Annotated in this window: 8 protein-coding genes; 2 read left to right on the plus strand and 6 right to left on the minus strand. The window is 66.8% G+C overall.

The genetic code is table 11. The features are described from left to right. Nucleotides 1-91 precede the first annotated feature (91 nt). The 6 genes from NWF34_RS24860 to NWF34_RS24885 form a co-directional block, all read right to left on the minus strand. Complete coding sequence (locus NWF34_RS24860) at nt 92-793, minus strand: MspA family porin (protein WP_191834832.1); 702 nt, start codon at nt 791-793, stop codon at nt 92-94. Between the two features lie 68 nt (nt 794-861). After that, nucleotides 862-1503, minus strand: a complete 642-nt coding sequence (locus NWF34_RS24865) for an MspA family porin (RefSeq protein ID WP_006357810.1) — start codon at nt 1501-1503, stop codon at nt 862-864. Nucleotides 1504-2200: 697 nt separating this feature from the next. Continuing rightward, the gene (locus NWF34_RS24870) at nt 2201-2866 is read right to left on the minus strand and encodes a molybdenum cofactor biosynthesis protein B (protein WP_006357808.1); all 666 of its coding nucleotides are present in this window, start codon (nt 2864-2866) and stop codon (nt 2201-2203) included. A gap of 97 nt (nt 2867-2963) precedes the next feature. After that, entirely contained in the window at nt 2964-4439 is a 1476-nt protein-coding gene (locus NWF34_RS24875) for a S1C family serine protease (protein ID WP_258326374.1), read from the minus strand. Between the two features lie 237 nt (nt 4440-4676). Next, the gene (locus tag NWF34_RS24880; RefSeq protein ID WP_258326375.1) at nt 4677-6173 is read right to left on the minus strand and encodes a HAMP domain-containing sensor histidine kinase; all 1497 of its coding nucleotides are present in this window, start codon (nt 6171-6173) and stop codon (nt 4677-4679) included. A gap of 17 nt (nt 6174-6190) precedes the next feature. After that, complete coding sequence (locus tag NWF34_RS24885; RefSeq protein WP_258326376.1) at nt 6191-6877, minus strand: response regulator transcription factor; 687 nt, start codon at nt 6875-6877, stop codon at nt 6191-6193. 239 nt (nt 6878-7116) lie between these two features. Between NWF34_RS24885 and NWF34_RS24890 the strand changes: the two genes are divergently transcribed. Beyond that, a complete protein-coding gene (locus tag NWF34_RS24890; protein ID WP_258326378.1) occupies nt 7117-11205 on the plus strand; it encodes a bifunctional nitrate reductase/sulfite reductase flavoprotein subunit alpha in 4089 nt (1362 codons plus the stop codon). 411 nt (nt 11206-11616) lie between these two features. Next, nucleotides 11617-11913 carry a GIY-YIG nuclease family protein gene (locus NWF34_RS24895; protein WP_258326377.1) on the plus strand — a complete coding sequence of 99 codons (297 nt, stop codon included), beginning with the start codon at nt 11617-11619 and terminating at the stop codon, nt 11911-11913. Nucleotides 11914-12188 lie beyond the last annotated feature (275 nt).

Here is a 12188-nt window from a genome sequence, read left to right on the forward strand (position 1 = left end):
CCGCGACACTCCCACCCGCCAGACACCGCCGCGGGGCGGGAATCCATGAAGGATTCCCGCCCCGCGGTGCTACTGAGGGTCAGCGAGTCGATCAGCCGAGGCTGAACGGCTTGCCGTTGAGCGCGACGACGCCCTTGACGGCGTCGGTGCTGACCGTCACCTGGATGAAGGCGCGAGCAGCGGCGTAGCCGGCGCAGCTCTCCACCTTGAACTGCTCCTGGCTGTAGGCCACACCACCGGTCTTGCCCTTGAAGGTGTAACCGTTGAGCTCGTAGTCGGTGTAAGCGGTGTTGTCGCCCGAGGTCTCGTTGATGAGCCACTTGCGCTTGACCTCACCCGGACCGAGGGTAAGGCTGCCGCCGACGAGGTCCCCTTCTTTGTTGTACGGAGTGATGCCACCGTTTGCGGTGATGTTGCTGGGAGTTCCGTAGTCGACCCCGCCCGCGACGCCCGGAACGTTTGCTTTTCCACTACCGAAGTTCACCTGGCAGCCGACGTCGTAGCCGACCTTGACGGCGCCGCCCTTGGCCTTGCCGCCGACGGTGACGCGGACCTTGCCCGACAGCCACACCTCACGGGTGGTGGGGACGTTGCTGATCGGACGCTGCACGTTGACGTACTCGTCGAACAGCTGAACCGTGACCGGCGTGCCGTCGACCAGGGTCTTGGTGATCGTGCCACCGGGCAGCGGGCCGGCGGTGGCGCCGCCGGCGCCGAGGCTGGTGAGGCCCATCGCGACGGCACCGGCGAGACCGGCCGCCGCAACCACGCGACGCGTGATGTTCTTCTTCATGATTCCCCTTCGTGGAATATCAATCTGCACAGGGCAGATAAGTCAGGAAGTGCTAGTTATCTGCCCGGTCAGTTGATGGTGAAGGGCTTGCCGTACAGGGTGGACTGGATCAGGGTGCCCTCGCCGCTCAGCTTGCCGTCGTCGGTGCTGTATCCCTTGGCACCGATGACCTTGGCCGCGGAGCGTGCCGAGGCGTAGCCACCGCACTGGTTGAGGTTGAACGTGAGCTGCGACAGCTGGACGGCGGCGATGCCACTGTCCGAGAAGTCCTTGTCGGTGATGTCGACGACCGCGACCTGACCCGGCTTCAGCGGGAGGCCGAGCGAACCGGACAGCGTGGTCGCGGTGAGGCTGATGGCGCCGCCCAGATCGAGCGAGATGCCGCTGACGTCGACCTGGCAACCGATGATGTACTTGACGGCGAGCTTGCCGCCGACACCGGCCGAAGCCTTCGCGGTGTAGGTGCCGGAGATCGCGAAGCCACGCGATGCCGGGTTGTTCGCCACAGTCGAAACCGGGTACGCGCTCTCACCGGTGCGCCAAGTCTGAATGGACTCGCCGTCGATGCCGGCGGCCTTCTTGTAACCATTCGGCAGACCGGCAGCCGCGGCATCGCCGACGCCCATGCCTGCCAGGCCCACGACCGCGGCCGAGGCGATCGCGACCGCGCCCGCGGCGCGGCGCAGCCCAAGCTTGCTGAACTTGCTCATTCGTTCCCTCTCACAGGATTCGGCTGTTACCCCCACGGAATGCATCCGCATCCGCAAGTCATGACCCTCGACGTTCGATGTGCTCCACACGGCGATGCCCAGCATGCTCTGGCGCACGCCTTGGCTTCCGTTGAGGATTCATCGAATTCCTGGTCACTGCTGCGTCGTCACTCGCGACAGATCGCAGGACGCTGCTCATGTCCCCATTTACGGGGCGCCGAGCGTTGTCGAGCCGAACGTTATCGGAGGGGTCTCAGAACGGGCAACAGCTGGACTCAGCTGTGTCACGAACTGGGGTCGCAGCATCACAAATATCGAATACGTGATCTATCAACGAACCAAAGTTAACGGTAGATAAACACGCTGATGCGGCTATGTAGAAGAAGTCGCATTTCACTCGTAATGGGGTGGGCGCTGCGCTTCGAACCAATCCTGAGAGTGGCCTTTGTGATCTTCGCCACACTCGTCTGTGGTGATGTCCGGGAGGTCGTCACCGAACACGGAATCGAGCTTCGCCCGCCGCGCAGCACGACGAGCAGCAGCGTCATCGCTACTGCTCATCGGTCGTTTTCCGGGGCGCTCACGGTCAGCCGCCGGCGGACGGGACGCCCCGTTTCCGGTCGGTCGATCGTCCCTGTGTTCAGGGAGATCCTTAGCCTTGCTCAACAGTACTCGAGACGAGTAATCGCGACCATGATCAGAATTCACTTATGGACTCGATCACATATTTGGCGAGTGGCGCCGCGGTCGCCATACCGTCACGCACTGCAGCGCGGGAATTGGCCAGATTGACGACTAACGTCTGCCCGGAGATTCCAGCCAGCCCGCGCGAAAGTCCGCCATCCGTCGCGCCGGCGGCGAGACCGGAACTGCGGACCGCCTCCTCGATGCCACGGAGCCGGCGATCGAGCAGGGGCTCGGTGGCCTCCGGGGTGACGTCGCGGGCGCCGACACCTACCCCGCCGACCGACACCACCAGATCGACGCCACCGATCACCGCGGTGTTCAGTGCGTTGCGGATCTCCACCTCGTCGCCGGATACGACGACGGCCGCGTCGACATGGAACCCCGCCTCGGCGAGCAGTTCGCCGACGAGCGGCCCGAGCAGACGCTGATCCTCTCCATGCGCCGCCTCGTCGTCGACGACGACGACGAGTGCCCGGCCGATCTCCTCACCCTGCGGCCGGTGCGTGGCCTGCTCGTGGCGCGCGACGAACTCCCGCGCGGCGGCGTCGGCGGCCACCACGTCGGCCGGATCGACCTGACCCGGATCACCGGCGAGACGGACGTCCAGGGACTGCCCTTCGTCGGTGTCGCCGGAGATGGCGGGGTTTCCGGGAACGGGGGATCCGGCGTAAGTCATGGCAGGCCCTTTCTCTAGCTTGTCGGACCGTCCGATGGACGGTCGTGGTGCGCTCTGTAGTTGTGCGATTCGTACTCGCGGGCGGACGCGCAGCGCGTCACTTCACCTCGAGCGTGCCCAGCTTGACCTGCGCGGTCTTGCTGTTCCCGCCATCGGAGTAGGTCACGGTGACGGTGTCCCCCGGCGCGTGCGACCGGATGGCCGCCACCAGAGCGTCTCCCGACGCGATCGGACGGTCGTCGACCTTCGTGATGACCGCATTCTTCGGGATACCCGCGGTCGCTGCCGGACCTCCCGGGGTCACATCGGTGACGACGGCGCCGGGCGTGTCGGAGTCACCACTCGGGCGCACGGACACACCGATGTTGGCGTGGCTGGCCCTGCCCGTGGACTCGAGCTGTTTGGCCACGCGGATCGCCTGATCGATGGGGATCGCGAACCCGAGTCCGATGCTGCCACCGGCCTGTTGCTCGCCTCCACCGAGGGTGGCGATGGCAGTGTTGATGCCGACCAGCGCTCCCCTGGCGTTGACGAGCGCACCGCCCGAGTTCCCGGGATTGATCGCGGCGTCGGTCTGGATGGCGTCGATCACCGAGGTGGTGTTCGTGCCCGGATCGCGCGAGGTCAGGACCGGTCGGTTGAGCGCGCTGATGATCCCCGTGGTGACAGTCCCGGCCAGGCCGAGCGGGGAACCGATGGCGATGACGTCCTGCCCCACCGCCAGGTTGTTCGAATTACCGACCGTGACCGGGGTCAGGTCGTTCCGGTCGACCTTGATCACCGCGATGTCGGAGATCGGGTCGGCGCCCAGCACCCGGGCCTGCGCACGCGAACCGTCGGAGAAGTTGACCGCGACCTTGGCCGCGGGGCCGTTGCCGCCGGCGCTCACGACGTGGTTGTTGGTCATGATGACCCCGTCCTCGGTCAGGACGACCCCCGATCCCGAGCCCAGCGCGCCGCCCGAGGCGACCTCGATGGAGACCACCGACGGGAGCACGCGGGCGGCCACCTCCTGGACCGAGCCGGCCGGCGCCTCGACGGGCGCGGTGTTCCCGTTCGCCTTGGGGTCGCCGCCGAGCGGGCCGCTGCTCGTGCTGCTGCTCGACGACCCGTCGGAACCGTCGGCCAGTGTGTAACCGATCGCACCGCCGGCACCACCGGCGACAAGGGCGACCACCAGCGCACCGGCGCCGAGTGCGGCCAGGCGTCCGCCGCCCTTGTTCTTCGCCGCCTGGGGCGGCGGATTGCCACCCGACCCGCCGAACGCGGGCTGCGGGTAGGCATTGCCGGCTCCGGGCCCGCCATACGGGGCCTGCGGAGGGAAAGGACTGGTTCCCGGGTTGCCGTAGACAGACGTGGGTGCGTTGTTGCCGCCGAAGACGGGCCGGCCGCCCTGCGCGGGGAACGCACCCGAGGCCGGACCGGGAGTGCCCTGACCGCTGTAGGACTGCGTCGGTGACTCGGAGCCCGATGGTGTGGAGGGAGCGCTGCCCCCGTTCGACGGGCCAGCGCCGTGCTGACCGTGCTGGCCACCCCCGTACGGACCGCCACCCTGCGAACCGCCAGTCGTCATCTTCGTCTCTTCCTCGTCGTCTGACCGGCACACAGCCGGCTCAGTGGTCTCCGCCGGCCATGTGCCGGCAAGGTTCACTTCGCTCGGGTTTGTCGGCCGAAACCACTCGACCGGCGTCCCGCGCAGCGCCTTGGTCAACCCTAGGGGATCGATGGGCAGGTCACACCGGGTAACCACACAGCTGTCGATGGTGTGGACGACGGCCGACGTGACCCGCCGATGCACGGCGCTTCACCCTTATTGACGAATCACTTGCGGAGATGGTTCCGCGGGAGTTGCCCGGCCGGGCAGAGTCATCCGAATGAGTGCACCGCCGCGCGGCGACGTGTCGGCCACGACGGTTCCACCATGACGTTCGACGACCTGCCGCACGATCGCCAGGCCCAGACCGGATCCCGGCATCGACCGCGATTGCGTCGAACGATAGAAGCGTTCGAAGACGAGACCACGGTCCTCCTCGGGAATCCCGGGACCGGCGTCGGCGACGGTGAGCTGCGCGGTGGACATCCCGGTCTGCGTCAGCCCGACGGCCACCGATGTCCCCGGCGGACTCCATTTCGCCGCGTTGTCCAACACATTCAGTACCGCACGGGACAGTCCGTGCTGTTCACCGAAGATGTACCAGGGCGACAGGTCCAGCTCGAATTCGATGTCGTTGCGGCGGCGTCGGACACGTTCGAGGGCCTGCTCGACGATCTCCGCGAGGTCGACTTCCTCGTACACCACCTCGGGGGCGTCCTCGCGGGCGAGGTCGACGAGATCGCCCACCAGCGTGGACAATTCCTCGATCTGGGCCATGACGTCGGCGCGCAGGTCGACCATGTCCTGCTCGGGGACGGCCGGCGCACCCGGCCTGCTCGCCGCGATCAGCAGTTCGAGGTTGGTGCGCAAGGAGGTCAACGGGGTTCGCAGTTCATGTCCGGCATCGGCGACGAGACGTGCCTGGCGGTCCCGGGATTCGGCGAGTGCCCGGAGCATCGCGTTGAAACTCGCGGTGAGCTTGGCCAATTCGTCGTTGCCGCTCACCGGGATGGGTGTCAGGTCGTTCGTTCGCGCGACTCGTTCGACGGCCCGGTTCAGCCGGGCCACCGGTCTCAGGCCGGCACGTCCGACCGTTGTGCCGGCGAGAGCCGCCAAAGCCACTCCGCCACAACCGACCACGAGCAGCACCCAGGCCAGGCGTTTGAGAACGCGATCGGTCTGGATGAGACTCTGCGCCAGGACAAGAGTGTTGCCGTCGTCGAGTTTGCGCGTCAGCACGCGCTGATTGCGGGTGGTGCGCAGGCTCTGCGGATTGGTCCCGGGAACCGACGGCGAGCGCACGATCTCGCGCTCTGGGTCCTCGAACGGGACCTGCCCGATGAGGTACGTCTGACCGCTCGGGGTCACGAGGGCGACCGAGATGTTCGTCGAGAACACGGTTCCCGCCACCAGCTGCTCGGGCTGGTTGCGGAGCACACCGGCGCGCGCCAGAGCCGCCATGCCGTCGGCACGGCTCTCCAACTGCTGGTCGACCTCGTTGTACATCGCCCGGTACACCACGAAGTAGGCGGCCGCGGCCATCAGACTCACCGACACCAGCACGACGGTCGCGGACAGGATCGTGACACGCGAACGCAGGGACACCGCCCGCGTCAACGGCATCGGCGCCCGCATCTCCTTCTCTCCGGACGACCCCTTCGCCCCGGACGAACCGGGGCCGCCGGCGAGCACACGGGTCAGGTGGTCGCGCATCCGCGAGGGCGACGACACTAGGGCGGGGTCTCCCGCAGCACGTATCCGACGCCGCGCACGGTGTGGATGAGTCGCGACTCGCCGTCGGCCTCGGTCTTGCGGCGCAGGTAGCCGACATAGACCTCGAGGGCATTGCCCGAGGTCGGGAAGTCGTATCCCCACACCTCCTCGAGGATGCGGCTTCGGGACAGCACCCGGCGCGGGTTGGCCATCAACATCTCGAGCAGGGCGAACTCGGTGCGTGTAAGGCTGATCGGCCGCTCACCACGGGTCACGTCACGCGTCACCGGGTCGAGCGACAGGTCCGCGAAGGTGAGCGTCTCCGAGTCGATGTCGTCTTCAGGTGCCGCGCGACGCAACAGCGCCCGCAACCGTGCGAGCAACTCTTCGAGTGCGAACGGTTTCGGCAGATAGTCGTCGGCGCCGGCGTCGAGCCCGGAGACTCGCTCGGACACCGAGTCCCGTGCCGTCAGCACCAGGATCGGCAGGTCGTCACCGGCGGAGCGGAGTCGGCGGCACACCTCGAGGCCGTCGAGTCGCGGCATCATGACGTCGAGGATGACGACGTCGGGACGATCGGCGAGGATCTTCTCGAGTGCCTCGATGCCGTCGCCCGCGGTCTCGACGCTGTATCCGTTGAAGGTGAGCGACCGCCGCAGCGACTCCCGGACCGCCCGGTCGTCATCAACCACGAGGATGCGCATGGCATACAGTCTTATCCGCCTCGGCTGAGATCCGCCTGAGCAACGCCGCAACACGGACCATCCGGTCTCGGAATTGCGCGCGACCTGCAGTTTCTCCCGCCTTCACGCCAGTGCCCGTCGACTGTGAGATCAAGTTGATGGTTGCGTAACGCCGGCCTTCGGGTTGCGAAACATCCGACTTCGACGCTGGAACCGTGACCGCCTCACCCCCCACGCACCCCGTCATGTCCCGATCGGTCATGTCCCTGTGCGCCTACTGCGGCGTCGGCTGCGGTATGGAGATGCGGCTCGACGACTCCGGCGGGCTCGTCAAGACCGTCGGGCGCGCCGATCACCCCACGAACTTCGGCCGGCTGTGCACCAAGGGATCGACCACCTCCGACATGCTCGCCGCCGGCGGACGGCTCGACGCTCCCCTCGTCCGCGACGACCGCGGCGGTCAGCTACGACGCGGCGACCTCGACGCGGTCCTCACCGACACCGCGCGCCGGTTGCGCGCCATCGTCGACGATCACGGCCCCGACGCGGTCGCGCTGTACGTGTCCGGTCAGATGTCACTCGAGGCGCAGTATCTGTCGAACAAACTCACCAAGGGTTTCATCGGTACCAACCAGATCGAGTCGAACTCCCGGTTGTGCATGGCCAGCGCCGGCACCGGCTACAAGCTGTCGCTCGGCTCCGACGGTCCGCCCGGTTCGTACCAGGACTTCGACCACGCCGACGTCTTCCTGGTCATCGGGTCCAACATGGCCGACTGCCACCCGATCCTCTTCCTGCGAATGATGGACCGGGTCAAGGCGGGGGCGAAGCTGATCGTGGTCGACCCGCGGCGGACCGCGACCGCCGACAAGGCCGATCTGTTCTTGCAGATCGAATCCGGCACCGACCTCGCCTTCCTCAACGGGCTCCTGCATCTGCTGATCTCCGACGGCCACACCGACGACGAGTTCATCGCGTCGTTCACCGACGGATTCGAGCAGATGCCGGACTTCGCTGCGCAGTACCCGCCCGAGGTGGTCGAATCCATCACCGGGATCCCCGCCGAGGACCTGCGTACCGCGGCCACGATGATCGGCGAGGCCGGCGACTGGATGAGCTGCTGGACCATGGGCCTCAACCAGTCGACCCACGGCACCTGGAATACCAACGCGCTCATCAACCTCCACCTCGCGACAGGCGCGATCTGCCGACTCGGCAGCGGGCCGTTCTCCTTGACCGGCCAGCCGAACGCGATGGGCGGCCGCGAGATGGGTTACATGGGGCCGGGATTGCCCGGCCAGAGGTCGGTGCTGTCCGAGGTGGATCGCACGTTCGTGGAGACCGCGTGGGGCCTCCCGGCCGGGACAATACGCACCGACGTCGGCGGCGGCACCATCGACATGTTCCGCAAGATGGCCGATGGCGAGATCAAGGCCTGCTGGATCATCTGCACCAATCCTGTTGCCTCCGTCGGCAATCGCAAGACCGTCATCGAAGGACTCGAACGCGCGGATCTCGTGATCACGCAGGACGCCTTCGCCGAGACGGAGACCAACCAGTACGCCGACGTCGTGCTCCCGGCGACGCTGTGGTCGGAATCGACCGGGATCATGGTGAACTCGGAGCGGAACCTCACCCTGTTCGAACCCGCTCTCGACGCGCCCGGGCAGGCGATCCCCGACTGGGAGATCATCGCACGCATCGCCTGCGAGATGGGCTACGCGGAAGCCTTCAGCTATTCGAGTGCCGAGGAGATCTTCGCCGAGATCAAGCAGTTCGCCAACCCCGACACCGGTTACGACCTGCGCGGCGTCACCTACGACGGCCTGCGCCGGACACCGATGCAATGGCCGTGCCCACCGTCGTCCGACGGGGCCGACCTCCTCGAAGACGGCGCGCGCAACCCGATCCGCTATCTGAACGACGGTCGGAGCCAGACGCTGCACCGCCTCGACGACGGATCGATTCCGCGACTGGCATTCGCCACGCCCACACGCCGCGCACAGTTCTTCGCCAGGCCGCACCTCGACCCCGCCGAGCTCCCGGACGACGACTATCCGTTCCTGCTCAACACCGGCCGTCTGCCGCACCAATGGCACACGATGACCAAGACCGGCCGGGTTGCCAAGCTGAACAAACTCAACCCGGAGCCGTTCGTCGAACTCCATCCGGAGGACGCCGAGCGCATCGGTGTCGCGGCGAAGGACAAGGTCGAGGTGGCGTCGCGTCGTGGACGAGCGGTGTTGCCGGCCAGGCTCTCTGATCGGGTGCGTCCCGGGAACTGCTTCGTGCCGTTCCACTGGAACGACGTCTTCGGTGAGCACCTCTCCATCAACGCGGTCACGTCTGATGCGGTGGACCCGCTCTCCCGGCAGCCCGAGCTGAAGGTGTGCGCCGTGACGCTGACAAAGGTCGCCGGGTCTGCACCGGCCGTGGTGCCGGCCGCCGGGTCTTCTGAGTTGGCTGTCGCACTCGGGGTTTCGGACGTCACCGCTCCGGAGTTGTCATCGACCGAACAGTTGTACCTGGCCGGGCTGGCCGCGGGTGTCCCCGACGCACCGTCAACGGTTCCCACGGTTCCGGCCGATGCACCGCTGCGCCCGGAGGTCCGAGTGTGGGTGTCGGGGCTGCTGGCCGGGATGTTCGCGCGCACCGAAGTCGCCCCGCCGAGCGAAGAGCCTTCGGATCCGGCGGAGTCGACCGGCACGATCACCGTCCTGTGGGCGTCGCAGATGGGCAACGCGGAGGAACTGGCCACCGAGGCCGCCGAACGGGTGAAGGCGAGCGGGCTCCGCGTCGATGCCAAGTCGATGGACGAGGTCGAGGTCGGCGACTTGCGGGGTACCGCACTGTTCGTCACGTCCACGACCGGCGACGGCGATCCGCCGGACAACGGTACGGCCTTCTGGGAGGCGCTGAATGGCGCGGAGGCACCAGACCTCTCCGGCGTCGACTACGCGGTGCTCGCCCTCGGCGACTCGAACTACGACGACTTCTGCGGCCACGGGCGCAAACTCGACGAGCGGATCGGTGAGCTCGGTGGTCGTCGGATCGTCGACCGCGTCGACTGCGAACCGGACTTCGAGGAGACCGCGGGCGGCTGGCTCAACGAGGTGATCCGCGCGATCAGCATCGGCAACCGCGCGCCCGTCTCCGGCGTCACCGACGAGCGGGTCACCGTCGTCAGCGAGCCCGCGGACTCGTCGGCAGCACCGTCGGTGAGGACCGCGCCGGCCTACTCACGCAAGAAGCCGCTGGTCACCTCGCTGGTGCGCAATGTGAAGCTGAACACCGAGGGGTCGCAGAAGGACGTGCGCAACTTCGGGTTCCGGCTGCCCGCCGACACCTTGACCTATCAGGCCGGTGACGCGCTCGGCGTGTGGCCGCTGAACAACCCGACCCTGATCGACGAGTTTCTCGACCGGACGGGACTCGACGGCGGACACTCGGTGACGGTCGACGGCGACGACATGCCCCTGCACCAGGCACTGCGCGAACGGCTCGAGTTCGCGCGGGTCACCCCCGATTTCGTCCGATTCGTCGGCGAGCGTTCCGGTTCCGACGATCTGAAGACGCTCGTCGCGGCCGGCAACAAGCAGGCGTTCAACGACTGGTCCTGGGGCCGTCAGTCGGTGGACGTCCTCACCGAGCACCCGATCTCCGCCGACGTCGACGAGTGGCTGAAGATCCTCAAACCACTGTCCCCGCGGTCGTATTCGATCTCGTCGAGCCCGCTGGAGAGTCCCGACGAGGTGCAGCTGACGGTGTCGGCGGTGCGCTACAACCGATGCGGCATCCAGCGTGGCGGGGTCTGCTCGACCTTCCTCGCCGACCAAGCCGAAGACACCGAGGTCGGGGTCTTCGTCACCTCGACCACGCACTTCCGCCCGCCGGCCGATCCCGACACCCCGATGATCATGATCGGACCGGGCACCGGTATCGCCCCGTTCCGCGGTTTTCTCCGCGAACGAGAGGCCCTGGGCCACAACGGCAAGAACTGGCTGTTCTTCGGCGAACAGTACTCGGCCACCGACTTCTACTACCGAGACGAGCTGACGACCATGCTCGGCGACGGCCTGCTGACCCGCCTCGACGTCGCTTTCTCCCGCGACCAGGATCGCAAGATCTACGTCCAGGACCGCATGGTCGAACACGGCGAAGAGCTCTACCAGTGGCTGCACGACGGTGCCCACGTGTACGTCTGCGGTGACGCCACCCGGATGGCCAAGGACGTCGACGCGACCCTGAAAGGCATTGTCGCGCAGTACGGGCGCCGATCCCCCGCCGGTGCCGAGGCCTACGTCAAAGCCCTCGCCGCCGACAAGCGGTACGTGCGGGACGTGTACTGACACCCGAGCTCCGCCTTGCTGCCCGAGGTCCCCGGCGCTCCCGGATCCAAAGAAACCCGACACAACCGAACACTGCTGCCTGAGGTGCGAGGAGCGATAGCGACCGGCCTCCCCTCGCTGCCTGAGGTGCGAGGAGCGATAGCGACGAGCCACGAAGGCCTGGTGAGTCGACGTCGCCAGGCCCTTCGTGACGCGACCTCCGCAAGCTCCGGTCGCTCCTCAGGGAGCGGTTCTTTCGACCTCCACGACGGCTGGCAGGCTGGCCGTGGGCACTGAGGTGCGAGGAGCGCAAGCGACGAGCCACGAAGGGCTCGCAACCGAAAGGTCCACAGAGACAACGACGTCGTCGACCTTGTCCACAATCTGCCGCAAGCAAGCCAGGCCCAGCGACCAATCCCTGATGATCCCCCTATGGCATGGGTCTACATCCTCGAATGCGCCGACGGCGCGTACTACGTAGGTAGCACGCGTGACCTGACAAACCGTCTCCAACAACATAGCTCGGCGCAGATCGGGTTCACCTCGCACAGGCGCCCGGTCAGGCTGGCGTGGTCCGCGGAGCTCGAACTCACCGAGGCCTACCGCATCGAGCGGCGGATTCACGGTTGGTCCCGAGCGAAGAAGAGGGCGTTGATCGACGGCGAGATCGATCATCTGAAGTTGCTAGCGAAGCGACCAGGTGCGCAGGACCGTCGCAATTCTGGTTGAGACAGAACCAATCCTGCGGGAACAGTGCGCAGTTGAGGTCGCCAGACCCTTCGTGGCTCGTCGCTATCGCTCCTCACACCTCAGGGAGCGAGCGGCTCGTCGCTATCGCTCCTCACACCTCAGGGAGCGAGCGGCTCGTCGCTATCGCTCCTCACACCTCAGCCTGGATGCACCGATGTGGTGTGCCGGTGGTGGTGGAGGGTGTTGTGGGCGTGCGGTTTTGGGGGTGGTGGTATGTGGGCGTGGGTGGTCTGCCGATCTCGGAATGTCGGCTT

Origin of the sequence: Gordonia sp. GONU (genome assembly GCF_024733855.1) — a bacterium.
GTDB classification, from domain to species: domain Bacteria; phylum Actinomycetota; class Actinomycetes; order Mycobacteriales; family Mycobacteriaceae; genus Gordonia; species Gordonia amicalis.

Excerpts from the sequence above, each read along its gene's own strand:
- NWF34_RS24860 (WP_191834832.1), bottom strand. The coding sequence starts at position 793 with ATGAAGAAGAACATCACGCGTCGCGTGGTTGCGGCGGCCGGTCTCGCC.
- NWF34_RS24865 (WP_006357810.1), bottom strand. The coding sequence starts at position 1,503 with ATGAGCAAGTTCAGCAAGCTTGGGCTGCGCCGCGCCGCGGGCGCGGTC.
- NWF34_RS24870 (WP_006357808.1), bottom strand. The coding sequence starts at position 2,866 with ATGACTTACGCCGGATCCCCCGTTCCCGGAAACCCCGCCATCTCCGGC.
- NWF34_RS24875 (WP_258326374.1), bottom strand. The coding sequence starts at position 4,439 with ATGACGACTGGCGGTTCGCAGGGTGGCGGTCCGTACGGGGGTGGCCAG.
- NWF34_RS24880 (WP_258326375.1), bottom strand. The coding sequence starts at position 6,173 with ATGCGCGACCACCTGACCCGTGTGCTCGCCGGCGGCCCCGGTTCGTCC.
- NWF34_RS24885 (WP_258326376.1), bottom strand. The coding sequence starts at position 6,877 with ATGCGCATCCTCGTGGTTGATGACGACCGGGCGGTCCGGGAGTCGCTG.
- NWF34_RS24890 (WP_258326378.1), top strand. The coding sequence starts at position 7,117 with ATGTCCCTGTGCGCCTACTGCGGCGTCGGCTGCGGTATGGAGATGCGG.
- NWF34_RS24895 (WP_258326377.1), top strand. The coding sequence starts at position 11,617 with ATGGCATGGGTCTACATCCTCGAATGCGCCGACGGCGCGTACTACGTA.